Origin of the sequence: Arthrobacter sp. YAF34 (assembly GCF_052113245.1) — a bacterium.
GTDB lineage: Bacteria > Actinomycetota > Actinomycetes > Actinomycetales > Micrococcaceae > Arthrobacter.
This window is the reverse complement of the sequence record NZ_JBFRCV010000004.1, coordinates 123,026-145,462: the sequence shown is the minus strand read 5'-3', so window position 1 is coordinate 145,462 and position 22,437 is coordinate 123,026. Positions and strand designations below refer to the sequence as shown.

Annotated in this window: 22 protein-coding genes; 11 read left to right on the top strand and 11 right to left on the bottom strand. The window is 68.4% G+C overall.

Going from position 1 to position 22,437, the window contains the following annotated elements:
- The first annotated feature begins 158 nt into the window (after window positions 1–158).
- On the top strand, window positions 159–848 hold the full coding sequence (locus AB4Y72_RS06645) for a hypothetical protein (RefSeq protein WP_441425357.1): 690 nt from the start codon (window positions 159–161) through the stop codon (window positions 846–848).
- 117 nt (window positions 849–965) lie between these two features.
- Here the strand turns inward: AB4Y72_RS06645 and AB4Y72_RS06640 are convergent, their stop codons facing one another.
- Genes AB4Y72_RS06640 through AB4Y72_RS06630 form a run of 3 tightly spaced genes read right to left on the bottom strand, consistent with a single transcriptional unit; the run spans window position 966 to window position 4,427 of the window.
- Entirely contained in the window at window positions 966–2,024 is a 1,059-nt protein-coding gene (locus tag AB4Y72_RS06640) for an NAD-dependent epimerase/dehydratase family protein (protein WP_441425356.1), read from the bottom strand.
- On the bottom strand, window positions 2,021–2,902 hold the full coding sequence (locus tag AB4Y72_RS06635; RefSeq protein WP_441425355.1) for an MTAP family purine nucleoside phosphorylase: 882 nt from the start codon (window positions 2,900–2,902) through the stop codon (window positions 2,021–2,023). Before AB4Y72_RS06635 ends, AB4Y72_RS06640 begins: the two co-directional genes overlap by 4 nt.
- A 49-nt stretch (window positions 2,903–2,951) precedes the next feature.
- Window positions 2,952–4,427, bottom strand: coding sequence for a glycosyltransferase family 87 protein (locus AB4Y72_RS06630; protein WP_441425354.1), 1,476 nt, complete (start codon window positions 4,425–4,427; stop codon window positions 2,952–2,954).
- Between the two features lie 112 nt (window positions 4,428–4,539).
- On the opposite strand from AB4Y72_RS06630, the gene AB4Y72_RS06625 reads away from it, so the two are divergent.
- Together AB4Y72_RS06625 and AB4Y72_RS06620 are read left to right on the top strand one after the other, a co-directional pair.
- Entirely contained in the window at window positions 4,540–5,703 is a 1,164-nt protein-coding gene (locus AB4Y72_RS06625; protein WP_441425353.1) for a molybdopterin-dependent oxidoreductase, read from the top strand.
- Window positions 5,700–6,233, top strand: a complete 534-nt coding sequence (locus AB4Y72_RS06620) for a hypothetical protein (RefSeq protein WP_441425352.1) — start codon at window positions 5,700–5,702, stop codon at window positions 6,231–6,233. The genes AB4Y72_RS06625 and AB4Y72_RS06620 overlap by 4 nt, the downstream gene beginning before the upstream one ends.
- Here AB4Y72_RS06620 and AB4Y72_RS06615 read toward each other — a convergent pair.
- Genes AB4Y72_RS06615 through AB4Y72_RS06605 form a run of 3 tightly spaced genes read right to left on the bottom strand, consistent with a single transcriptional unit; the run spans window position 6,197 to window position 8,267 of the window.
- Window positions 6,197–6,880, bottom strand: coding sequence for a methyltransferase domain-containing protein (locus AB4Y72_RS06615; protein WP_441425351.1), 684 nt, complete (start codon window positions 6,878–6,880; stop codon window positions 6,197–6,199). The two genes, AB4Y72_RS06620 and AB4Y72_RS06615, sit on opposite strands and share 37 nt — an antisense overlap.
- Window positions 6,877–7,536, bottom strand: coding sequence for a TIGR04282 family arsenosugar biosynthesis glycosyltransferase (locus tag AB4Y72_RS06610; protein ID WP_441425350.1), 660 nt, complete (start codon window positions 7,534–7,536; stop codon window positions 6,877–6,879). The genes AB4Y72_RS06615 and AB4Y72_RS06610 overlap by 4 nt, the downstream gene beginning before the upstream one ends.
- Window positions 7,533–8,267 (bottom strand): glycosyltransferase family 2 protein, encoded by a 735-nt coding sequence (locus AB4Y72_RS06605; protein WP_441425349.1) that lies wholly within the window; start codon window positions 8,265–8,267, stop codon window positions 7,533–7,535. Before AB4Y72_RS06605 ends, AB4Y72_RS06610 begins: the two co-directional genes overlap by 4 nt.
- A 222-nt stretch (window positions 8,268–8,489) precedes the next feature.
- Between AB4Y72_RS06605 and AB4Y72_RS06600 the strand changes: the two genes are divergently transcribed.
- The 4 genes from AB4Y72_RS06600 (at window position 8,490) to AB4Y72_RS06585 (ending at window position 13,035) form a co-directional block, all read left to right on the top strand.
- Complete coding sequence (locus AB4Y72_RS06600; RefSeq protein ID WP_441425348.1) at window positions 8,490–9,107, top strand: alpha/beta hydrolase; 618 nt, start codon at window positions 8,490–8,492, stop codon at window positions 9,105–9,107.
- A 229-nt stretch (window positions 9,108–9,336) separates the two neighbouring features.
- The gene (locus tag AB4Y72_RS06595; RefSeq protein WP_441425347.1) at window positions 9,337–9,690 is read left to right on the top strand and encodes a substrate-binding domain-containing protein; all 354 of its coding nucleotides are present in this window, start codon (window positions 9,337–9,339) and stop codon (window positions 9,688–9,690) included.
- Window positions 9,691–9,910: 220 nt separating this feature from the next.
- Entirely contained in the window at window positions 9,911–10,654 is a 744-nt protein-coding gene (locus AB4Y72_RS06590) for an HAD family hydrolase (protein WP_441425346.1), read from the top strand.
- Between the two features lie 50 nt (window positions 10,655–10,704).
- Window positions 10,705–13,035, top strand: coding sequence for a glycoside hydrolase family 65 protein (locus tag AB4Y72_RS06585; RefSeq protein ID WP_441425345.1), 2,331 nt, complete (start codon window positions 10,705–10,707; stop codon window positions 13,033–13,035).
- 20 nt (window positions 13,036–13,055) lie between these two features.
- Here AB4Y72_RS06585 and AB4Y72_RS06580 read toward each other — a convergent pair whose 3' ends face one another.
- The 4 genes from AB4Y72_RS06580 to AB4Y72_RS06565 are packed head-to-tail and all read right to left on the bottom strand — an operon-like array spanning window position 13,056 to window position 16,615.
- Window positions 13,056–13,664, bottom strand: a complete 609-nt coding sequence (locus AB4Y72_RS06580) for a response regulator transcription factor (protein ID WP_441425344.1) — start codon at window positions 13,662–13,664, stop codon at window positions 13,056–13,058.
- Window positions 13,661–14,797: a sensor histidine kinase gene (locus tag AB4Y72_RS06575; RefSeq protein WP_441425343.1), complete on the bottom strand. Its 1,137-nt coding sequence runs from the start codon at window positions 14,795–14,797 to the stop codon at window positions 13,661–13,663. Before AB4Y72_RS06575 ends, AB4Y72_RS06580 begins: the two co-directional genes overlap by 4 nt.
- Window positions 14,798–14,832: 35 nt before the next feature.
- Window positions 14,833–15,648 (bottom strand): ABC transporter permease, encoded by an 816-nt coding sequence (locus AB4Y72_RS06570; RefSeq protein ID WP_441425342.1) that lies wholly within the window; start codon window positions 15,646–15,648, stop codon window positions 14,833–14,835.
- 1 nt (window position 15,649) lies between these two features.
- A complete protein-coding gene (locus tag AB4Y72_RS06565; protein WP_441425341.1) occupies window positions 15,650–16,615 on the bottom strand; it encodes an ABC transporter ATP-binding protein in 966 nt (321 codons plus the stop codon).
- A 320-nt stretch (window positions 16,616–16,935) separates the two neighbouring features.
- Between AB4Y72_RS06565 and AB4Y72_RS06560 the strand changes: the two genes are divergently transcribed.
- The 3 genes from AB4Y72_RS06560 to AB4Y72_RS06550 all read left to right on the top strand — a co-directional run bounded on the left by AB4Y72_RS06560 (window position 16,936) and on the right by AB4Y72_RS06550 (window position 20,079).
- Window positions 16,936–18,309 (top strand): NAD-dependent succinate-semialdehyde dehydrogenase, encoded by a 1,374-nt coding sequence (locus tag AB4Y72_RS06560; RefSeq protein WP_441425340.1) that lies wholly within the window; start codon window positions 16,936–16,938, stop codon window positions 18,307–18,309.
- 148 nt (window positions 18,310–18,457) lie between these two features.
- The gene (locus tag AB4Y72_RS06555; protein ID WP_441425339.1) at window positions 18,458–19,339 is read left to right on the top strand and encodes a hypothetical protein; all 882 of its coding nucleotides are present in this window, start codon (window positions 18,458–18,460) and stop codon (window positions 19,337–19,339) included.
- Complete coding sequence (locus AB4Y72_RS06550) at window positions 19,330–20,079, top strand: LamB/YcsF family protein (RefSeq protein WP_441425338.1); 750 nt, start codon at window positions 19,330–19,332, stop codon at window positions 20,077–20,079. Before AB4Y72_RS06555 ends, AB4Y72_RS06550 begins: the two co-directional genes overlap by 10 nt.
- Window positions 20,080–20,134: 55 nt before the next feature.
- Here the strand turns inward: AB4Y72_RS06550 and AB4Y72_RS06545 are convergent, their stop codons facing one another.
- Entirely contained in the window at window positions 20,135–21,466 is a 1,332-nt protein-coding gene (locus tag AB4Y72_RS06545) for a DUF445 domain-containing protein (RefSeq protein ID WP_441425337.1), read from the bottom strand.
- Between the two features lie 50 nt (window positions 21,467–21,516).
- Between AB4Y72_RS06545 and AB4Y72_RS06540 the strand changes: the two genes are divergently transcribed.
- Window positions 21,517–22,416 carry a glycerophosphodiester phosphodiesterase gene (locus AB4Y72_RS06540; RefSeq protein ID WP_441425336.1) on the top strand — a complete coding sequence of 300 codons (900 nt, stop codon included), beginning with the start codon at window positions 21,517–21,519 and terminating at the stop codon, window positions 22,414–22,416.
- Window positions 22,417–22,437 lie beyond the last annotated feature (21 nt).

Here is a 22,437-nt window from a genome sequence, read left to right as displayed (position 1 = left end):
AAATCGGACCGGGAGCATAACGAGCGGGTCCCGGCCTGAATTGGGCCCATCCACGGCTGCAGGCGGTGCGAATCATCTATGACAGACAAACGCCAGCCCGGCTGACTATTTCGCGCACCGGACCGGAAATCCCCGAAGATTATTAGGAGTTACAGGCCATGCGTACTTCCATCAAGACTTTCCTCGGCGTTGCAGCCGCCGGTTCCCTCATGTTCTCCCTGGCTGCGTGCGGTCCATCGGGCAGCGCCTCTTCCGCCCCGGCCACGTCGTCATCGGCATCATCGGCATCATCGGCCGCTGAGATGCCCAAGCCGCTGGCATCCATTCCCGCGTTGACCGGCACCAGCACGGCCGTGAAGCTCGATGCTTCCTTCGCCAAGGCGCTGGAAACGCTGAAGCTCACCCCGGGCGTGGTCGGCAAGGCGCAGTTGACCGACGGTTCGCTGGTGTTCCCCATCACGGGCGGCAAGGTTGATTACTATGACCCGGCCAAGGAGTACCGCCCCTACGTCCAGGGCCTCATCAGCCACGCGGGCTCCGGATTCTCCCTGACCGCTGGTGACACGAAGGTGGAACTGACCAACTTCACGATTGATCCGGGCACCTCGAAGCTCTACGGTGACGTGGCAGTCAACGGCAAAACGGCTGTGAAGCAGGCGTACATCTTCAACTTGGATGGCTCGACGTTGAAGCCGCTGGAGAAGTCCGGCGATACCGCCATCCTCGAGGGCACCCGCGTCCTGATCTCGGACACCGCCGCCGGATTGCTGAACAAGACGTTCAAGACGGACGCCGTGAAGGCCGACATGCTCGTCGGCATCGCCAAGATCACCGTCAACACCAAGTAACCCCGCGAGGTGGCCGGCCAGTCCGATGCGACGGACGAACCGGCCCCGCGCCAGGACAAGCCACGGGCCGCGACAGGCGCGTGGCTTTCCCGGGTGCGTGCGCAGCGGGACGCGGCGTCAGCCCTGCCCGCGCAGCGGAGCGGCGGCGAACTCGCGCATCCCCTCATCGAAGCCTATGCGCGGGGCCCAACCGAGTTCCTGCTTTATCAGGGCGGACGAAGCCGTGATGTGCCGGACATCTCCGAGCCTGTAGTCGCCTGTCACCACCGGTTCCGGCCCCTTGCTGAAGTGGCTGAGCGCCGCAGCGACGTCCCCGATCGTGTGAACCTCGTCCGCACCCACGTTGTAGGCGCGGAATCCGCCGCTGGGCATTCCGGAGACGAAGTCCGCCGCGGCGAGGTTTGCTGCCGCCACGTCCCGCACATGGATGAAGCTGCGCCGCTGATTTCCGTCTTCAAAGACCCGGGGCGCCTCGCCGCGGGCAAGGGCCGAGCGGAACAGTGACGCGACCCCTGCATAGGGTGTGTCCCGGGGCATGCGCGGCCCGTAAACATTGTGGTAGCGCAATGCAACGGCGGTGCCGCCGGTGCTCCTGGCCCAGGCAGAAGCGAGGTGCTCCTGGCTCAGCTTCGAGGCAGCATAGACGTTCCGGGGGTCGAGTCGAGCGTCTTCCGTGACCATAGCTGGTTCCAGGACGGTGCCGGTCTGCGGGTTTCGCGGATCGTAGATGGCCGCCATCAGGTCGGATTCAGCGCGCGGCCCGGGCCGCACCGGCAGCCCGGTATCCGGATCCGTGTAGGCGCCCTCGCCGTAAACCACCATCGACGAGGCCAGCACTAGCCTGCTGATGCGACTGCGTTCCATGCCGGCGAGGAGCACCGCCGTTGCAAAGTCGTTGTTCCGGATGTAGTCGGGCGCGTCGGCAAAGCTGACCCCGAGGCCCACTTTCGCGCTCTGATGGCAGACGGTGTCGACGCCCTCCAGCGCGGCAGCCGCCGTCTCAGGATCGGTGGCGTCGCCGGTGATGACTTCCACGCGTGGGTCGAACACGGGCGGCCGGGGATGGATGGCCGGCGCGAGCGAGTCGAGGACCCGGACCTGCCAGCCCGTGGCCAGGGCGGCGTCGACGATGTGCGTGCCGATGAAACCGGCTCCGCCGGTGACCAGGAGCCTCATCGGGCGTCGGCGGGGTTCGGCAGTACCGGCAGGGCCATGATGCGTTCGACGGCGGTCGGGTCCATCAGGGTGCGCGCCCCGTATCCCCCGTCGACGGCCCGTATCGTGGCCTCCAGGACGGCCAGAATATGGTGCTGGGCATCCTTGAGCCTGGCAAACACTGCGGCCGCAGTGACGGGTTCGGAACCGTCGTGGCCGGTATCCGAGTCGGTGATGTAGGCCAGGTTGGCGAAGCCCATGTTCAGTTCCGCCGCGAGGACCGGTTCCGGGTACTGGGTCATGCTGATGATGTCCGCGCCGCCAGCGACATACCAGGCGGACTCGGCCTTGGTGGAGAAGCGCGGCCCGTCGATCACCACCACCGTACCGCGGGGCACGTATGCGAGGCCGTGTTTGGCCAGTGCGGAGTCGAGGAAGTACCGCAGCTGCGGGCAGAAAGGCTCGGCGGCTGGAAGATGCTGTACCCCGGCCGGCGCGACGCCTTCCGCTACTGTTCCGTCGAAGAATGTATCGGCCCGGCCCCGGGTACGGTCGATGAACTGGTCCGTCACCACAAAGGTGTCGGGTCCGAAGCCTTCCCGGAGGCCGCCCACGGCCGAAGAAGAGAGCACGGCCTCGACGCCGAGACTTTTGAGCGCCCAGAGATTGGCCCGGTAGTTGATCTTCTGGGGTGGCACTGAGTGTCCACCGCCGTGGCGGGGAAGGAAGGCCACTGTCTGCCCCGCAATCTCTGCCAGAGTAACGGGTGCGGAGGGCGGCCCGAAGGGCGTGCCGACCTCGATGGTCGCCCGGACGGTGGCTCCGGGAAGCTGGTACGTGCCCGAACCTCCGATGATTCCTACGCGCGGCCGGTGGATGTCCAGAGGTGTCTCGTCCATAGGGCAATACTGCCAGTTCGTGGCGGACCCTCGGACCACGGGGCTGGCGTCAGGCGCCGTCGCGTGTGCCTTGCAGCGGGGCCGTATCCAGCCCGGACAGGGCTGCCGTCGCCAGTTCTTTCCGGTGCCGGAGCCACGTGCCGGCCCCCACGGCAAGCGCGGCAGCCAGCAGGCCGCCCAGCCTCACGGTATCGGCGGGAAGGCCGAGAGAGGGCGTGAGGTAGTTGACGTCCAAGGCCAGGATCACGGCGATGTACTCCCATCGTCCGCTGAGGACGACGAAAGGCAGCAGCATCAGTGAGTACCAGGGGTACGTCGGGCTGACGATCAGCAGGGTCAGTCCGATCATGACGGTCTGCTGCGCCCATGCATTCTCCGGCGTCGTCCGGCGGAGCACCGTGAAGGCGACGGCGGTCAGAACCACCGCGCTGAGGATCGCCGGCCAGGGGCCGGTGGAGACGAGTTGGGCAAGACCGAAACGGACGCCCCCGTTCCCGCTGTACCCCTCCTCCTTCAGATACCCCGGCAGGAAGCCGATGACCCCCACGCCGGCGCCAAGGACATACGGGATGTAGAGCAGGACGAACGTTGCGACGGAGGCTGCGATGAACCGGGCCGGGCGCCGGAACAGCAGGGCCGGGGCCGCGATCACCGGAATGAGTTTGGTGGCCACGGCGGCCCCGAACGCGGCCCCTGAGCGGAGCGGCTTGCCGTCCAGCAACAACAGCCCGGCGGCAAGGATCAGGGCCCCGCCCAGAACATCCACGTGTGCATTGTTCACTGCTTCGAGCTGAACCAAAGGGCTCCAGCCCCAGACTGCGGCCAGGTAGGCGGGTTTGCCGCTGCGCCGCAGCACCCGGACCAGGACCGCTGTGACACCGGCACTGACAAGCAGCCCGGCAAGCTGGAACGACAGGAAACCGACGGCGTCCGGAACCGCCGCCCGCACACCCAAGAAGTAGATTTCGGCGGTGGGTGGGTAGATCGTGTGGACGTAAGGCCTGTTGATCGCCGTGCACAGGGGGTCTTGTGACGGATAGCCGCGCGCCGCCACGGATTCCGTCCCGAACAGACCTGGAGCGCATACCGGTTCGCCGGTGGCGCCGGTGGTACCTGGCGCGAAGAGCCAGGCCGGCCGCAGGTGGTCCAGGGTCTCGTCGATCGGGACATAGGCATAGGGGGAGATGCCGGCCTTCTGCACTATCCCGTCCCACGAGTAGCGGGCGGAGTCGTTGCTGGTCCGCGGGGGAGCGCTCAGTCCGGCCAGCCCAAGGAGCAGGGTGCCCCCGACCACGACGGCGCCGATCCGGCGGGGGGGAACATGCCGCAAGACCCGGACGGCGGCCGCGAGCAGCAGCCACCACATGAACGAGCCGGCGATCGGGGCATCCGAGTACGCATTGTTCGGCGCCACCATCCACCACAGCAACCCCGCACTCGCCAGGAACAGGGCAGCCGCACCGAGATACCGTCTGAACGGAGGGGGACCGGCTGTCTCGGCCGGGTCGGTTGCACGGGTTTCCACACTACGATCCTGCCCCATGCCAGGGCCTCCAGAGGTTCGGCGGCCGCAGCGTTCCGCAAATGGAAAGATTTGGTGGCCCCTCGGCGCCGCGGAAAGGTGGTGTGATCTAACTATGGAAAAGCTCACGAATGCCTTGGCGGCCAGGTTCGCGTCGCCGACGCGCAGTTCGCGGCTGACAGTGGTGCTGGGGCGGTGGCTGGGGCTAAGTTTCCTGGTCTGCTTCGCAACCGGTCTGTTCAGTCACGGACTGCAGAACCCGCCGTCGTGGATGTTCTTCCCCACCAGCCCGGTCTGGATCTACCAGCTCAGCCAGGGCATTCATGTCACCACCGGACTTGCCTCCATTCCCCTGTTGCTGGCCAAGCTCTGGTCTGTGTACCCGGAGCTGTTGAAATGGCCCCCGGTAAAGTCACTGCTCCACGGCCTCGAGCGGGCTTCCGTTGCGCTGTTTGTCGCATCGTCCCTGCTCCAAGTGACCACCGGACTGATCAACACCTATAAGTGGTATCCGTGGCCGTTCCCGTTCCGGGAGACGCATTACTGGCTTGCCTGGGTGATTTCAGGGTCCCTGGTCCTCCACATCGCCATAAAGCTCCCGGTCATCATGACGAACTGGCGGCGGACGGGCCGGCCTTCAGCACCCATGCCAGATGCCGGCGAGCCTGAGCCGGCCGCGGCGGGCCACTGGAGCCGGCGCGCCTTCCTCGCCGGTGCAGGCGTGACGGCGGGCGGCCTGGTGTTGCTGACGGCCGGGCAGTCGTTTGCGTGGCTAAGCCCGCTGAACTTTTTCGCCCCAAGGAAGATGGGCACCGGCCCCCAGTCCGTGCCGGTGAACCGGACCGCGGACCAGGCCAACGTCACGGAGAAGGCGATGGACCCCGGCTGGCGGCTGGCCGTCGCGTACCAGGGGAACCGACGGGCCTTCAGCCTGGCCGAACTGCGCTTGCTGCCGCAGTACGGCCAGGAGCTGCCGATCGCGTGCGTCGAAGGCTGGAGCCAGACCGCCCAGTGGCGCGGCGTCCGACTGCGGGACTTGGTTGCCGCGGTCGGAGGTCCCGCCGACGCCGCGCTGCGCGTCACCAGCCTCGAACCGGAGGGCGCCTACCGGAAAATGGACATGCCCAATGCCTACGTACAAGACGAACGCACGCTCGTGGCCCTCGAACTGAACGGCGAAACCCTGGACATTGACCACGGGTACCCCGCCCGCATCATTGCCCCCGGCCGGCCCGGGGTACTGCAAACCAAATGGCTGCAATCAGTGGAGGTCCTGTGAAAACGACGCCAGACCCGGAACCCGACCCCGGTCCGGTCCCTGCCGCGGTGTCCGGGAACGACCGGTCCGGGCGAGTGAAAATCATCCGCCGCGTCCTCGCCGTTGCCGGCGTTCTGGGCATCGCCTACGGGCTCCTCGGATTGCCGACCCAGTTGGGGCCTACGCAGTTGGTGGGGCTGCTGGCGTGGCTGGCGGCGGCCGTGGTTCTCCATGACGGGGTGGTGGTGCCGGTCTCGACTCTGAGCGGGGCAGGGCTGGCCCGGGCAGGCGTCGGACTGCGGCCCGCGTCTTCCGCTGTGCTTCGGGGCGCCCTGATGGTGGGCACCGTGGTGACCCTGCTGGCGGCCCTGTTGCTCAAGGCCCAATCGGTGGCCCGAAACGTCAGCGTCCTGGAAGGGGATTACGCCGCGTATCTGGCCTGGTTCTGGGCGGTCCTGCTGCCCGTGAGTGCGGCAGCGATCGTGGTCCTGGAACACCGCCCGAGCAGCGGCTCCTACACGGGCCGCAACCGGCAGAAGACCCGCCCCTGAACGCGCTCGGTGGACACTACGGACCAGCCGCTCCGGAGCGCCCTGGCCGCCAGGGCCGTGTACCCAGCACGGGCCCAGTGGAACGGTTCGCTGATGTGCCCATCGGCACCCTCAAGCACCGCTCGGAATGCGATGTCAACGGCGTCGTCCGCGTCGACTTCCACCAGCAGTGTCCCGTGGTCGGCGATGAGTTGGCGGCAGCGGCGCAGGAGCGCCGTGACGCTTCCGCCGATGCCGATGTTTCCGTCCAGAAGGAGGACCGAACACCAATGACCGGCCTGGGGGATCGGTGAAAAGACGGAGCGTTTCAGTGCCCGGGCTCCGCGGCCGCGCGCATGCCGAACCGCTTCAAGGCTCGTATCGACGCCGAGGGCGCTCAGTCCGAGCGACTCGGCCGCTGCCAGCAGGCGCCCGGGGCCGCAGCCGACGTCGAGCACGGGACCCTTCAGGCTCCGCAGCAGGAGGACTTCCAAGAGGGTCGCGTCCGCGCACCAGCCCTGGACGTCATAGCTGACAGGCTCGGAGCCGTTTTCCTGCTCGGGACGCAAGGTTAGGGTCCCGCCGCCCAAGCGCAGGGCGCGTTCATAGGGCTCGTGGGTACCTTGCCCGAATACCGCAACGGGTGCGGGCCCGGCGACGACGGTCATCTCAGCGCTCCGGTCACTGCCATGGCCTCCACGACGGCGGCGGCGAAAGCCGTCCCCGGAATCTCCCGTGCGATGGCCGTGGCGTCAGAGAAGCGGTCCATGTCGCGGAGCAGCGGCAGGTGACCAACGCAAAGTCCCGCTGACTCCAGGCGGTCCAGTTGGGCCGCGCCTGTGCGGTCTGTCGACATAGGAACGCCCCGGATGAGGTTCCCGTCCGGGCGGCGCATCGCCAGTGCCCAGAAACCCCCGTCCGCCGCCGGTCCCAGCCATGCGTCCCGGGCTGGCTGCCCGGAGTCCCAATCGGACAGGAGTGCGGCCAAGTGGCTTTGCGAAAACTGCGGGGTGTCCATGCCGAGAATCAGGAGCGGCCCGGGCACGGCGTCGCAGATCGCCGCGAGTCGTTCATCCAGGCCGCCGCCGGACTGGTCCACGACGTCGAACTGGTCCGCGTCGGCGCTGGCAGGCGTTCCGTCCATGACCAGGAGGCGGTGCGCTGCGGCCAGGGTGCGGACGGTGTCTAGCGTCCGACTCAGACTGGCCTGGGCCAATTGGGCGGCCCCGGCGGGCGTCAAGGGAGGGCTCAGCCGGGTCTTGACCTTACCCGGCACGCATTCTTTGGCGATGACCGCGACTGTCAGGCTTGTGGAAGTGCTCATACTTGCTCTTCGCTGCCGGTCCGGGCGCGGACCGGTCCGGACGCCGGGTCGGCCGCCAAAGCAGCGGCCGACTTGAGCTGCCGGGACATGTCCCGCACGGCGGTGACGGTGCCCCGGATGGTGCCCGTGACCTTGGACCGGCCGGTGCGGGGCGCGTAAGGGACCGGCATTTCGGCGATGGCCCAACCGGCGCGGCTGGCCTTGAGGAACATCTCCAACGGATAGCCGCTCCGACGGTCTACCAAATTTAGGGAGAGCAGCTTCGTGCGGCGGCCCACCCGCATGGGACCCAGATCCGTCACATTTTCCCCGGTCAGGCGGCGCAGGCGCCAGGCAAGGACGATGTTCGCGATTCGGGCATGCAACGGCCAGGACCCGCGCTGCGGCTGGCGGCTGCCTAACATGAGGTCAGTCGCGCCGGCCATGACAGGCGCCAGGAGCCCGGGCAGAAGGCTCGGATCCAGCGATCCGTCGCAATCGCAGAACGCCACGAACTCCGCGGTCGCTGCCAGCAGGCCGGCGTGGGCCGCCGCGCCAAAACCACGCCGTTCTTCCCGCACTACTATGGCGCCCAGGGTCGCGGCGAGCTCCGCGGAGCCGTCGCTGGAACCGTTGTCCACGACGATGGCCCGGTATCCGGCGGGAATTCGCGAGAGCACCCACGGCAGGGCGCCACGTTCGTTGAGGCAGGGCAGGACCACATCGACGCTGGCACCCGTCATCTCATCCATTCCCCCACCCTACGATTCTGGTCCCGGGAAATCCCGCCGAAATTATTACGGTCTGCGGACAGCCGCGCCACTTGGGGACGGCCGCGTCCTTTCCGGACAGTCGCGCGACTTCCGGGCGGCCGCACCGGGGATCCGGGGCGCGAATGTCCGGTTCCGGCGCGGGAACCGGTGCGAGGGCAAGGGGGCCGCGAGGCACAAGGCGGCACTGGATAGGCTGGGCCGATGGAGACGGTCGTCTGGTCCAAACCTGAATACGAACGCACCGGCACGCCGCTGCTGGTGATGCTGCACGGCTACGGCACGGACGAGTACCGCATGTCCAAGCTCTTTGGTTCCCTGCCGCCGGAGTTCAGCTGCGCGGCCCTGCGCGGACCCAAGGATATCGGCGACCACTATGGCTGGTTCCTGCTGGACTACTTCCTCACCCATGACTTTGCCGACGTCATCGCCTCCACGAACGAGGTCTTCAGCTGGATCGAGTCCGTCAAGGCCCGGCACAGCAGCGTCAGCCTGCTTGGATTTTCGCAGGGCATGGCCATGGCCAGCACGCTGCTGCGGCTCCGGCCGGCCCAGTTCCGCGCCGTCGTCGGGCTCTCGGGCTTCGTCCTGGACAACGAGCTCCTGGCCATGAGCGAATCCTTCACCTCCCGGCCGCCGTTCTTCTGGGGCCGGGACCGGGACGACGTGGTCATCAACGACGCCGCCACCGAACACACCGCGGAGTGGCTGAACCGGAACACCGCGCTCACAGCCAGGACCTACCCCGGCATGGGCCATTCGATTTCAAAGGCGGAACTGGTGGACGTCAGCGCCTTCCTGCGCCACTACGTCCTGCGCTGACCGGACGCTGGCCGGGTGATTTCCGGGCGCAGCCCGGGCGTCCGCGAGATGCCCCCGAGCCGCCGGTCCGGCGCCTGATACTACACTTGCATGCCTAATTTGTAAGCGCTTACAATCGACCTCGGCCATGAAAACCGGGCCCACTACTTCAGGGGGAAGAAAGGGCTGAGCCCGTGCCGCAGGCCACGACCCCGACCCCAGCTCCGGCATCGAAGGCGGCCGGCTCGCCATGGTGAAGCTCATCGAAAACGGCCGAACGCCGTCCGCGATATTCGCCGCCAGCGACGAGACAGCCTCCGGCACACTTACGGCATTGCGGGAGTTCGGTTTGTCAGCGTCGGAAAACGTGTCCATCATGGGAATAGACGATCATCAGATGAGTTGGTTCCTGGGTCTGACCACCATGGCCCAGCCCGTGGCCGGCCAACGCGCTTTTGAGGCCACCCTGCTGATTGACAGACTTCATCGCTCAGGCCTCCCCAACCCGCCGCTTGCCGGGCCGCCCTCGAACCATCTGCTGGAAACGAAACTGGTAGAGCAAGAGCACGCTCCGCCGCCGAACCGCATGAAGCAGATGACATGAAGCAGATGAACCGGATGGCGCCCGCCGCCTGAAGCCCCAAGCGGAGCAGGAGCGGCTTCCGTCGCGCCGGGCCCTGAACCACTTGCCCTGAACCACTTGCACTGAACCAGTTGCGCTGGCCCGGCTGACCTGAAGCGGCTGGCTGGGACCCCGCTGCCTGAGAATCAAAGATTTGAACAAGACCGTTTTGCCTGACCGTCCTCCGAAAGGACTTCGACCCATGACTGCTGTTCCCGACACCTCCGGCCTCGCCGGTGCACTTTCCGGCGCCTCCGCCATCCTTTTTGACCTCGACGGCGTCCTGACCCCCACCGCGGTGGTGCATGAGCACGCCTGGCAGCAACTCTTCGACGGGTTCCTGGCCTCGGTCCCCGACGCCGCGCCGTACCGCGAGAGCGACTACTTCGACCACATCGACGGCAAGCCGCGGTTCGACGGCGTCCGGGACTTCCTGGCCTCCCGTGGGATTGTGCTGCCCGAGGGACCGGCCGACGACGACCCCGCGCACGACACCGTCCACGGGCTCGGCAACCGAAAGAACAAGGTCTTCAACGACATCGTCGAGGCCGGCGGAGTCCAGCCGTACGAGGGGTCGGTCCGGTTTGTTGACGCCGCTCTGGCCCGCGGGCTCAAGCTCGCCGTCGTCTCTTCCTCCCGCAACGCCCCGGCCGTGCTCAAGGCCGCCGGGCTGTCCGACTACTTCCCCGTGGTGGTCGACGGCGTTGTCGCCGTCGCCGAGGGGCTGCCCGGCAAGCCCAGCCCGGCCACCTACGAATACGCCGCGCGGCTGCTGGGCCTGCCCAGCGAGGAATGCGTCGTGGTCGAGGACGCGGTCTCCGGCGTCCAGGCCGGCAGCGCGGGAAACTTCCTTTCGGTCATCGGCGTGGACCGTGGTGCCGGGCGGCAGACCCTGCTCGACGCCGGCGCCACGGTAGTGGTCAACGACCTCGCCGAACTGTTCTAGCCACACCGCCCACACTCACCCCCCACTCCCGCCGAAAGAACCCCCAAACCATGGCCCTCATCACTTCGGACCGCGCCCGGTTCCCCAACGATCCCTGGCAGCTGGTCGAGACCGTCCACCTTCCCGGCAACGCCGGGACCCTGGAGACCCTGTTCAGCCTCGGCAACGGGCACCTGGGCATCCGCGGCGCCCACTGGGCGGCCGCCGACGCCGAACTTCCCGGCAGCTTCATCAACGGCTTCCACGAGACGTGGGACATCAAACACGCGGAAAACGCCTACGGCTTCGCCCGCACCGGGCAGCGGATCCTCTACGTCCCGGACGCCAACAACTTCACCGTCATCATCGACGGCGAGCAGCTGAGCCTGGACGAATCCACGGTGCTGGACTACCGCCGCAGCGTGGACTTCGCCACCGGCGTCTATGAGTGCCGGATCACCTGGCAGTGCCGTTCCGGCGCGACCGTGACCACCACCGAACGCCGTGCCGTGGGCTACGAATCCCGCGGCGCACTGGGCATCAGCCTCGAGGTGGCGGCCGACCGGGACATCTCCGCGGACGTCACGTCCTCGGTGATCAACCGCCAGGACCAGCCGGTGGAGGACCATTCCGCCCACGATCCGCGCCGCGCCGGCCGCCACGCCGGGCGCGTGCTGCTGCCGTTGCGGCTCGACGGCGGGGACGGCTCCCTGCGCCTGGCCTGGGAAGCCTCGGAATCCAAGCAGCGGCTCGGAATGGCCGTGGACCACTGGACCTCCGCCGGCGTGCAGCCGTTCGACACGCAGGTGGACCAGGACGACAGCAGCGTTCGCTACGTCCTCGCCGTGAGCGCGGAGGAGCCGTTCGTCCTGGAGAAGAGCGTCAGCTACGCCGTCGGCCAGGGGGCCGAGGACCTCGCGGACAACGCCGAAGCCGGCCTCAAACCGGTCAGCGAGATCTTCGCCCAGAGCGAGGCCCACTACCGCGCCTACTGGAGCACGAGCGACATCGTGGTGGCGGGCCAGACCGAGCTCCAGCAGGGCGTGCGCTGGAACCTCTTCCAGCTCGCGCAGGCCACAGCCTGCGCCGATGTGGCCGGCATCCCGGCCAAGGGCGTGTCCGGGTCCGGCTACGACGGCCACTACTTCTGGGACCAGGAGGTGTACCTGCTGCCCTACCTGACCTACACGAACCCGGGCAACGCCCGCCAGGTCCTCGAGTTCCGCCACGACCTCCTGCCCGAGGCCAAGATCCGTGCCAAGGAACTCAGCGTCGACGGCGCCCTGTTCCCCTGGCGCACTATCAACGGCCTCGAGGCCAGCGCCTACTACGCCGCCGGCACCGCCCAGTTCCACATCGCCGCCGCGATCGCGTTCGCGACCAACCGCTACATCTGGGCCAGCGGGGACACCGACTTCCAGGCCACCCTGGGCTCCGAGCTGCTGATCGAAACCGCCCGGATGTGGGCGTCCCTGGGCTTCTTCGGCAAGGACGGGCTGTTCCACATCCACGGCGTCACGGGCCCGGACGAGTACACCGCCGTCGTCAACGACAACCTGTACACGAACGTCATGGCGCGCTTTAACCTGCGCGCCGCGGCGGCGCTGGAGTCCCCGGAGATCGACGACGCCGAACGCGAGTTCTGGGAGCAGGCTGCCAACCGGATGCAGCTGCCCTACGACGAGGACCTTCAGGTCTACTCCCAGGACAACGACTTCATGACCCTGGAACCGTGGGACTGGACCACACCCCGGTCCAAGTACCCGCTCCTGCTGCACTTCCACCCGCTGGTGATCTACCGGCACCAGGTCCTGAAGCAGGCCGACAGCGTGCTGGCCATGTTCCTGCAGTGGCAGGACTTCACGGCCGAGGAAAAGCGCCGCGCCTTCGATTTCTACGATCCCATCACCACCGGCGACTCCACCCTGTCAGCCTGCGTCCAGGGCATTATGGCCGCAGAGGTCGGCTACGGCAAAGCCGCGCTGGACCACTTCACCCACGCCCTGTTCATCGATCTCGACGACACCCACGGCAACACGATCGACGGCGTCCACATCGCCTCCACCGGCGGCGTGTGGAGCTCGCTGGTCAGCGGCTTCGCCGGGCTGCGCGACCAGGGCGCGGTGCCGTACTTCGACCCGCGGCTGCCCGCCGAATGGGACGGACTCGAGTTCCACCTGAAGATCCAGGGCCGGCTCCTGCACATCGGGCTGGAACAGGGCTCGATCAGCCTGACCGTCCGTGACGGCGCGCCGCTGGAGGTCGACGTGCGCGGTGAACTCCTCACCGTGGGCGGGGACCCGGTCCGGGTCCCGCTCGCGCCCGTCGCGGCCCCGGAACAGACCATCTTCCCGAGCGGCCTGCCGACGGCGTCGATCCCGGTGGTGCGCGCCGCGGTCTGAGCCGCGGTCTGAGAGGCTGCCTAGAGCAGCCAGCCGTTCTCCTCGGCCACCCGGACCGCCTCGGCCCGGGTCCGGGCGCCGGTCTTTCCCATGGCGCTGGACAGGTAGTTGCGGACGGTTCCCTCGCTCAGGAACGTGGACCGGGCGATCCACGCCACCGTCCCACCGCTGGAGGCGGCGCGCAGCACTTCGGTCTCCCGCTCGGTCAACGGGCTCTCCCCGCTGGCGAGGGTCTCCGCCGCCAGCGCCGGATCCACCACGCGAAGCCCCCGGTGGATCCGGCGCACGGCATCCGCCAGCTGCCGGGCCGGAGTGTCCTTGACCACGAAGCCCCCGGCGCCGGCCTGCAAGGCGCGCCGGAGGTAGCCCGGACGGCCGAACGTCGTCACCATCAGCACCCGGCAGTCCGGGGCCGCGGCCCGCACCGCGGCTGCCGCGGCAATCCCGTCCAGGCCGGGCATGTCCACGTCCAGCAGGGCCACGTCGGCGCCGGATCCGAGCACGGCGTCCACCACTTCGTCGCCCCGGCCCACCTCCGCCACCACCTCAATGTCGGTCTCGAGTCCCAGCAGGGCTGCGATGGCGCCCCGCACCAGGGCCTGGTCGTCGGCGATCAGCAGCCGGATCACGCGCTCACCCGCACCCGGAAGCCGCCCATGGCCGACCGGCCGAGGCTGAGCGTGGCACCCTGGGCGGCCGCGCGTTCGCGGAGCCCCCGCAGGCCCCCGCCCGCAGAGGGCCCGCCCGGGCCGCGGCCGTCGTCGTCGACTTGGATGGACCGCCGGCTCAGGGTGACGGTGCAGCGGGACGCGCCGGAATGCCGGACGACATTGGTCACCGCTTCGCGCAGCACCCAGCCGAACAGCTCACGGGACTTCGCCGGAACCTCGTCCGCGGCGCCCGGTAGCTGCGGTTCAATCCCGGCCGCCTCCAGCGCGCTGCGGGCGCTCGCCAGCTCGGAGCTGATGTTCACCCCTCTGTAGCCGCTGACCGTGGCCCGGACGTCGGCGAGTGCGCCACGGGCCAGGTCCTCCAGCTCGGCGACCTCCGCGGCGGCCCTTTCGGGCGCAACCGCGATCAGGCGGCCGGCGAGTTCGGCTTTCACCGCGATCACCGTCAGTGAATGGCCCAGGATGTCATGCATGTCCCTGGCCACCCGGTTCCGCTCCTCCGCGACCGCGAGCCCGGCCAGCTCGTCCTGGGCGCTGCGCAGTTGCCGGACGGTCTCGGCCTGGCGGCCAAAGGCGTGCATCATGAATCCGACCGAGAGGATGATGGCCGGCTGCACCAGGGACTGCTCCAGGGCCTCCCCGCGGGACAGCTGCACGAGGACGGCAGCGCCGCCGAGCCCGGCGATCAAGGCGTAGCCGATCCGGCCCGGATACGCCTGCATCGCAGCCGCCACCCCGACGAAAGTCCACGTCCAGACGGCGTCCGGGCCGAGGGTGAGGAGAAGCGGGAGGTCGACGGCGAGCAACACGCCGACCGCCGCAAGTTTGAAGCGCACCGAACGGCCCCAGCTCAACGGGGGAAGCAGGGCGTACAGGGCGAGCATCGCGATCATGTTGCCGCCGATGGCGATCTTCAGCAGGACCGGGGTGTCGTCGACAATGCGGGTGGTCCACGCGCCGGTGCCCCACAGCAGGGAGGCCAGGACCGCGCCGACGTACCAGCGCCGGGCGCGGGGTTGCGTGAGTGCGGACCGCCACCCGGCGCCCATGGCCGGCGCCGGGGCGGTCCCCACCTCGTTCAAGCAAGACATACGGATACCTTAGGACCGCCGGGCGCTGCCGGGGGCTAAACGCGTTTGGTGTCGCGCCGGAAGGCCAGCGCGGCGCCGGCGCCGAAGAGCACCAGCCAAAGCAGCACATTCCCGACCGCGAGCCAGTTGAACGCTTCGCCTGACAGCGGGGCCCGGGCGATCTCACCGATCCCGTACGTCGGCGTCCACACCCCGACGGCCTGCAGCAGCTCCGGCAGCTGGCTCAGCGGTATGAAGATCCCGCCGAAGAAGGCAAGGAAGGCCAGCACCGGGCCCATAAACTGCATGACGTTTTCGGACGGCACCAGGTAACCGACCAGCAAACCTAGGGCCGTGAACACGAGCGAACCCAGCCATGCGGTCAGTCCGGCCAGGACCCATACCTGCCAGGGCATCCGCACCCCGGTAGCGACGCCGGCGGCAAAGGTGGCCAGCACGGCCAGCAGGCCCAGCACCAAGCCGCCCAGGATCTTCACGGCGATATTCGCGGCGGGCGTCAGCGGGGTGATTCGCAGCTGCCGGCTCCAGCCCTGGGCGCGTTCCAGCGCGACAGCGCCGCCGGCTGCTGTGGAGGCGAGCATGGCCCCGTACACGGCGAACGAAATCATCGCGTAGGCGGCCAGGGACGTTCCGCCGGCACCGACCGGCTGGCCCGGGTCCAGGGGGTCATTGACGTACTTCGCCCCGACCATCAGGAACATGATGACGGGGAACGCGACGGTGAAGAACACGGTGCGCTTGTTGCGCAGCCGGCGCCGCAGCTCAATCCGGAGCAGCGTGAGGTTGAAACCGCCCAACGGCGGGACGCGGCGCTCGACGGCGATGCTGCCGGGAAGGGGAGTTGTGCTCATGTCAGGAATGGTCTCCGCGCTCTTCTCCGGCCGCGCCGGGGTCGTCCGAGGTCAGCGCCAGGAAGGCGTCCTCGAGGTTGTGTGAGGTAATTTCCAGGTCGACGGCGTCGGTCCTGGTCAGCAGGTAGCGGGCGACGGCGTCCGAATTGCGGGTCCGGACCGTCAACTGCCCGCCGCGCAGCGCAACGGAGTCCACCCCGTCGACGGCGGCCACGGCGGCCTGGTCGAGGTCGGCCACGGTGGCACGCACGGTGCGGCCGGCGGCCAGGGCCTTGATTTCGGCGGCCGTGCCGTCGGCGACGATCCGGCCCCGGCGGATCATGATGATGCGGTCCGCGTAGGCATCGGCCTCATCGAGGTAGTGGGTGGCAAAAATCACGGTCCTGCCGCGCGCGGCGTCGCTGCGGATCGCGGACCAGAAGTCCCGGCGGCCTTCCACATCCATCCCCGTGGTGGGCTCATCCAGAATCAGCAGGCCCGGGTCAGAGAGCAGCGCCATGGCGAAGCGGAGGCGCTGCTGCTGGCCGCCCGAGCACTTCTCCACGAGGCGGTCGGCGATTTCCAGGATGCCGGCCCGCTCGAGTACCTCGTCCACAGGGCGGCTGTCAGCGAACAGGGATGCGGTCAGGCGGACGGTCTCCCGGACGGTGAGATCCTTGAGCAGGCCGCCGGTCTGCATCACGGCAGAGACCTGGCCGCGGGCAATGGCGGCACGCGGCGTTGACCCGTAAATGCGGATATCGCCGCTGTCCGGAGTGCCCAGACCGAGGAGCATGTCGATAGTGGTGGTCTTGCCGGCGCCGTTCGGGCCGAGGAATGCCACAATCTCGCCGGGCCGGATGTGCAGGTCGACGCCGTCGACCGCCCGCACCTTTCCAAAGGACTTGCGCAGACCGGAGGCTTCAACGGCAGGGGCGGCGGCGCCGGGTGTGTCCAACCGCGGCTGGACCAGGACGGGTTCTGACATGGGTGCTGGGTTTCTCTCGATTCGTGGCCGGAGCGGCTTGCCCCGCGTACCCCTTGATCCTGTCAGCGGCGCCGCCCCCCGCCCCCGTACATCCATCACCGATCGGGCATGACAAATGTCATGGCCGGAACCGCCCCGCGGGAACCGCAGGGAATAGTCCGGGCCAGGTCCCGGTTGCCGCCTAGCGGGACCGGTTCTGCTCCTGAGGGCAGGCCGGCCCCGCGTACTGGGCGGGGACCGCACCCGGCGCCGTACCCGGCGCCGCCGCGGGCCCGCGCCCGAATCGGCTCGACTAGCCACGAAACGGAGATGGTGGATCAATGACTGCCTACAAGACAGTGAACCCCGCAACCGGAGAAACGCTGAAGGAATTCCCGGTTGCTACCGCGGCCGAGGTGGAGCAGGCGCTCGCCGCCTCGCAGGAGGCGTTCCGCGCCTGGCGCTCCGGCCCGGCCGAAGACCGGGCGAAGATCCTGGCGCGCGTTGCCGAACTCTACCTGGAACGGCAGGAGGATCTGGCCCGGCTGATCAGCACCGAAATGGGTAAGCCGTTGGCCCAGTCCCGCGGTGAAGTGAAGCTTGTGGCCGATATCTTCTCCTATTACGCCACCGAGGGCCCCGGATTCCTCAAGGATGAGCCGCTGAACGTCAAGGGCGGCGGCGATGCCGTGGTCCGCTCGGCTCCGGTCGGACCGCTGCTGGGCATCATGCCCTGGAATTACCCCTACTACCAGGTGGCACGGTTCGCCGCCCCGAACCTGGTCCTGGGCAACACGATCCTGCTCAAGCACGCCGGCAGCTGCCCGCAGTCCGCCCTGGCGATCGAACAGATCTTCAAGGATGCCGGCCTTCCGGACGGCGCCTACATCAACCTGTTCCTGACCAACGAGCAGGTTGCCGACATTATCGCCGACGACCGGCTCCAGGGCGTCTCACTCACCGGCAGCGAGCGGGCCGGTTCCGCCGTCGCCGAGGTGGCAGGGCGGAACCTGAAGAAATACGTCCTGGAACTCGGCGGCAGCGATCCGTTCATTGTGCTCGATGCCGACGACCTGGACGCCACGGTCAAGGCGGCCGTCGGGGGACGCATGGGCAACGCCGGGCAGGCCTGCACGGCGTCCAAACGGTTCATTGTGGTGGAGGACCTCTACGACGCCTTCGTGGAGAAGTTCACGGCGCGCATGGCCAGGATCAAGCCGGGGGACCCGCTCCAGGCAGACACCACCTTCGGGCCCCTGTCCTCCCAAAGCGCGGCCGACGGCCTCGTCGAGCAGATCCAGGACGCGGTGGACAAGGGCGCCACGCTCCGCACGGGCGGCCACCACGTGGACGGTCCCGGAGCCTTCGTTGAACCGACCGTACTGACCGATGTGACACCGGGGATGCGCGCGTTCTCCGAGGAGCTCTTCGGTCCCGCCGCCGTCATCTACAAGGTGGCGAACGCGGCGGAGGCCATCGAACTGGCCAACGGCTCGCCCTACGGCCTCGGCGGCTCGGTGTTCAGCACCGACGTGGCCAAGGCGCAGGAGATCGCGGATCAGCTGGACACCGGCATGGTGTTCATCAACTCGGTGGCCCAGACCCAGGCGGACCTGCCGTTCGGCGGCGTCAAGCGCTCCGGCGTCGGCCGCGAACTGGGCCGCTTCGGCATGGATGAGTTCGTCAACAAGAAGCTCATCCGCACCCCGCGGTAGTCAGTTCCAGGCAACGCGGGGTCACTTGGCGCCCATAATCCCCACGGACATGGGCGCTAGGTGACCCCGCGTTGCTTCGGAAGGGTGTGCCCGGGCCGTGCCCTAGTGTTAAGTGAACTTACTTTTTTGGTTCCGACGAGAGGCGATCATGGCCAAGCGCAGCAACCCGGCAATGAAGATTGCCCAGCAGACAGCCCACAGCGCGATGTTCGACGCCGCCGGCCAGCCCCGGCCCGGCCTCCACAACGTGCTCCTGCGGGCCGTTGAAGTCCAGCGCCCGCTGGTGCTGGCCAACATCCGCAGGCTCCAGCGCAAGCACCCGCAGGCCTCGGCGGCGCAGCTCGCCGGCATCCTGGAACGCGATTACCTGCTGGCCGTCACCGGCGGCGGTGCACTCGTGGGCGGAGCGGCCGTGATTCCCGGCGTGGGCACGGCGGCCGCACTGGGTCTTTCGGCCGCCGCGGCGGTCGGGTTCCTCGAAGCCACGGCACTGTACTCCACCGCGCTGGCCGAACTGCACGGCGTGCGGATGGTGGATCCGGACCGGGCCAGCACCCTGGTCATGGCGGTCATGCTGGGCGAGGAAGGTACCGAGCTGTTGAGCTCGCTCAGCGGACAAGCCGCCGGCCGGGGCAAAGGCCCGGCCGAGGCCTGGACGACGGCCTTGACCCGCCGCGTCCCCGCGGCCGGCTTCGGCACGGTGCGCGCCAAAATCCAGACGATGTTCCTCCGGACCCTGATGAAACAGCAGGGCACGGCGTGGCTGGGCCGGGCCCTGCCCTTCGGCATCGGCGCCGTCGTTGGCGGCGTCGGCAACCGGCTGATGGCCCGCGCCGTCGTCGCGAACGCCAAGGAAGCATTCGGGCCGATGCCGGACACCATTCCGGGCGAACTGCGGGCCCTTGCGGACACCACCGGGCCGGCCGCGCTCTACGAATCCGAGCCGGACACTGCCCTGGACCCGGCCGCCGGCACCGCGGGGACGTCTACGAAAGCCCCAACGAAGGACGGCGGCGCGTTTTGGATCTGAACGCTGACCTGGGAGAGTCCTTCGGGACCTGGACCATGGGTGACGACGCGGCCATGTTTCCGCTCGTCACGAGCGCCAGCGTGGCCTGCGGGCTGCACGCCGGCGACCCGGTGACCATGCTGGACACCTGCCGCGCGGCCTACGAACTCGACGTCAAAGTCGGCGCCCACCTCGGCTACCCGGACCTCGCCGGGTTCGGCCTCCGGTCCCTGGACATGACCTTTGATGATCTCTTCGGCGCGGTGCTGTACCAGCTCGGCGCCCTCGACGGCGTCGCCCACGCGGTCGGCGCGTCCGTGGACTACGTCAAACTGCACGGGGCTCTCTACGAGCGCACCGTCCGCGACGCCGAGCAGTCATCGGCCGTGATCGCCGCCATTCAGGCCTACGATCCGGGGCTTCCCGTTCTCGGGTTCCCCGGCTCCGCCCTGCTGGGCATCGCCGAGGAAGCCGGGCACCCTGTCTTCGCCGAGGCGTTCGCCGACCGCGCCTACCTCCCCGACGGCACCCTGGTGCCGCGCTCCCAGGACGGTGCCGTGCTGCACGACGCCGGCCAGATCGCCGAGCGGGCGGTGCGCCTGGCCACCAAGGGCGAGGTCGAGGCGGTCGACGGCACCGTGCTGCGGATCGAGGCGCACTCGCTGTGCCTGCACGGGGACACCCCCGGGTCCATCGCGACGGCCACCGCGATCCGGACGGCCCTGGAGGCCGCCGGCGTCGAACTGGAGAGCTTCGCCTAACTGACGGTCCCGGGCTGTCCCTGCCTGTCCCGGTGCGGCCCCACGCGGGGCTCGGCTAGCCGAACAGCAGGGTCGCCACCGTGAAGATGGCCAGCCCGGCCAGGGCGCCCACCACCGTGCCGTTGATCCGGATGAACTGCAGGTCCCTGCCCACCTGGAGCTCGATCTTCTGCGACGTCTCCTCGGCGTCCCAGCGGGCCACGGTGTCCGTGATGACCCCGGCGATGTCCGAACGGTAGGTCTTCACCAGGTAGCCGGCCGCATCGCCGATCCAGGCGTTCACCTTGCCGGCGAGCTCGGGATCGACCAGCAGCCGGGTGCCGAAGTCATGCACGGCCGCCTTGAATTTGATGGTCAGTTCGCTGTGCGGATCATCGACGGCGCTGAGCAGGGCCGTCTTGATGGTCTCCCACGTGCGGGAGGCGAGCTCCCGGACCTCGGGGTCGCCGAGCACCTGCGCCTTGACTCCCTCGGCGCGGGCGATCATCACCGGATCGTGCTGAAGGTCCTGCGCGAGTTCCTTGAGGTACTTGTCGATCGACTGCCGGACCTGGTGCTGCGGATCGGACTGCACGGCACGGGTGAACTTCAGGATCTCCACGTACACCTTGTCGCCCACCAGCCCGTCCACGAACGACGGCACCCACGTCGGCGACCGGTCGGTGACCAGCCGGTTGACCGTTTCCTGGTTGTCACGCACCCAGTCGACGGTGCGGTCCACGAGCAGGTCCACCAGTGCGTGGTGGTGGCCGTCGGCGAAGATCCGCTCCGCGAGCCGGCCTACGGGCGGTCCCCACGGCGGGGCGAGCAGGTGCTTGCGGACCATGGCCTCGATCACGGCCTGGACGTCGTCGTCGTTGAGGACCTTGAACGCGCCGCGGATGACCGCGGCACCTTCCTTGGCGACGCGGTCCGGGCCGCCGGGGCTGCACAGCCAGGCCCCGGCCTTGCGCGCGATGTCCGCCGACGCCAACTTCTCCTGAACCACGTCTTCGGAAAGGAAATTTGTCTCCACGAAGTCGCCCAGCGAGGCGCCGATCTGGTCCTTGCGGCGCGGGATGATTGCCGTGTGCGGGATCTTGATGCCCATGGGGTATTTGAACAAGGCCGTGACGGCGAACCAGTCGGCGAGGGCACCCACCATGCCGCCCTCGGCTGCGGCGCGGACGTATTCGAGCCCCGGATAGTACTTCTGCAGCGCGAACGCGACCACAAAGATCACGGCCATGACGATCAGGAGCGAGAGGGCCAGGAGTTTCATCCTGCGCAGTGCGGCCGCCTTCTCGGCGTCGTTGGCTGCGGGACGCCGTCCGGCGGGGCTGTCCGGAGCGCGGCCCGGCTGTTCCGCGGCACCGGTCACGTGAGTTGGCTCAGTATTCACCTGCATGAGCCCAGCCTAGCCCCGCCGGGGAAGCGGCCGTCCGCTAACGTGGCACCATGACGACTGACGAGTCCGCCTCCGCCCGGCCTCTGGTCTACGCCCACCGGGGCTCCAGCGAAGCCTTCGCCGAGCACACCCGGGCCGCGTACCTGCAGGCCATCGCCGACGGCGCCGACGGTGTGGAGTGCGATGTCCACCTGAGCCGGGACCAGCACGCCGTCCTGCTGCACGACGCCACCCTGGACCGTACCTCGGACGGCACCGGGCAGGTCGCGGACCGGACGCTGGACGAGCTCCGGCTCCTGGACTTCTCCTCCTGGAAGGGGGCACGCATCCCGGAAGCCTATGGTGCCAGGTCCGAGCAGTTCCTGACCCTGCCGGACCTGCTTGACATCCTGCGCGCTGCGGGCCGCGGGATCGGCCTGGCGATTGAGTTCAAGCACCCCAGCCCCTTCCACCTCGGCCTCGAGGACCGGGTCCTGGAACTCCTGAGGGACGAGGGCTGGGATCCGGGAACGTCGAAGCTGGACAACATCAGGGTTTCCTTCATGAGCTTCAGCCCCGACGCCGTCAAACACCTGCTCGAGTCGGTGCCCGCCGAGGCCGTCTGCCAGCTTGTGGACGACGTCAACGTGGCGGAAATCCGTGAGGAACTGGGCCTGGGCGCCCTCACCGGCGGGGCCCTGGCCAACGTCATGAAGGCCGCCCAGACGGAGGGCGAACGGATCCTGGACGCGGCCGAGGCAGGCCTTGCCGGCCCGGGCATCGGGTACGTCCGCGCGCATCCCGGGACCGTGCAGCGCTGGCTCGGCTCGGGACGAAAGTTCCGGGTGTGGACCGTTGACGACGCCGGCGACGTCGAGCTCTGCAGGGAACTCGGGATCCACGAGATCACCACCAATTGCCCGGCCCGAGTCCTGTCCCAGCTGATGGCGGCCAGCCAGCCTCTCCCGTAGGGGAGGATACCGGGCGAATTA

Bases quoted from the DNA above. Each gene is read 5' to 3' on its own strand.
- AB4Y72_RS06645 (WP_441425357.1), top strand. From the start codon at position 159: ATGCGTACTTCCATCAAGACTTTCCTCGGCGTTGCAGCCGCCGGTTCC.
- AB4Y72_RS06640 (WP_441425356.1), bottom strand. From the start codon at position 2,024: ATGAGGCTCCTGGTCACCGGCGGAGCCGGTTTCATCGGCACGCACATC.
- AB4Y72_RS06635 (WP_441425355.1), bottom strand. From the start codon at position 2,902: ATGGACGAGACACCTCTGGACATCCACCGGCCGCGCGTAGGAATCATC.
- AB4Y72_RS06625 (WP_441425353.1), top strand. From the start codon at position 4,540: ATGGAAAAGCTCACGAATGCCTTGGCGGCCAGGTTCGCGTCGCCGACG.
- AB4Y72_RS06615 (WP_441425351.1), bottom strand. From the start codon at position 6,880: ATGACCGTCGTCGCCGGGCCCGCACCCGTTGCGGTATTCGGGCAAGGT.
- AB4Y72_RS06610 (WP_441425350.1), bottom strand. From the start codon at position 7,536: ATGAGCACTTCCACAAGCCTGACAGTCGCGGTCATCGCCAAAGAATGC.
- AB4Y72_RS06605 (WP_441425349.1), bottom strand. From the start codon at position 8,267: ATGGATGAGATGACGGGTGCCAGCGTCGATGTGGTCCTGCCCTGCCTC.
- AB4Y72_RS06600 (WP_441425348.1), top strand. From the start codon at position 8,490: ATGGAGACGGTCGTCTGGTCCAAACCTGAATACGAACGCACCGGCACG.
- AB4Y72_RS06595 (WP_441425347.1), top strand. From the start codon at position 9,337: ATGGTGAAGCTCATCGAAAACGGCCGAACGCCGTCCGCGATATTCGCC.
- AB4Y72_RS06590 (WP_441425346.1), top strand. From the start codon at position 9,911: ATGACTGCTGTTCCCGACACCTCCGGCCTCGCCGGTGCACTTTCCGGC.
- AB4Y72_RS06585 (WP_441425345.1), top strand. From the start codon at position 10,705: ATGGCCCTCATCACTTCGGACCGCGCCCGGTTCCCCAACGATCCCTGG.
- AB4Y72_RS06575 (WP_441425343.1), bottom strand. From the start codon at position 14,797: ATGTCTTGCTTGAACGAGGTGGGGACCGCCCCGGCGCCGGCCATGGGC.
- AB4Y72_RS06570 (WP_441425342.1), bottom strand. From the start codon at position 15,648: ATGAGCACAACTCCCCTTCCCGGCAGCATCGCCGTCGAGCGCCGCGTC.
- AB4Y72_RS06565 (WP_441425341.1), bottom strand. From the start codon at position 16,615: ATGTCAGAACCCGTCCTGGTCCAGCCGCGGTTGGACACACCCGGCGCC.
- AB4Y72_RS06560 (WP_441425340.1), top strand. From the start codon at position 16,936: ATGACTGCCTACAAGACAGTGAACCCCGCAACCGGAGAAACGCTGAAG.
- AB4Y72_RS06555 (WP_441425339.1), top strand. From the start codon at position 18,458: ATGGCCAAGCGCAGCAACCCGGCAATGAAGATTGCCCAGCAGACAGCC.
- AB4Y72_RS06545 (WP_441425337.1), bottom strand. From the start codon at position 21,466: ATGCAGGTGAATACTGAGCCAACTCACGTGACCGGTGCCGCGGAACAG.
- AB4Y72_RS06540 (WP_441425336.1), top strand. From the start codon at position 21,517: ATGACGACTGACGAGTCCGCCTCCGCCCGGCCTCTGGTCTACGCCCAC.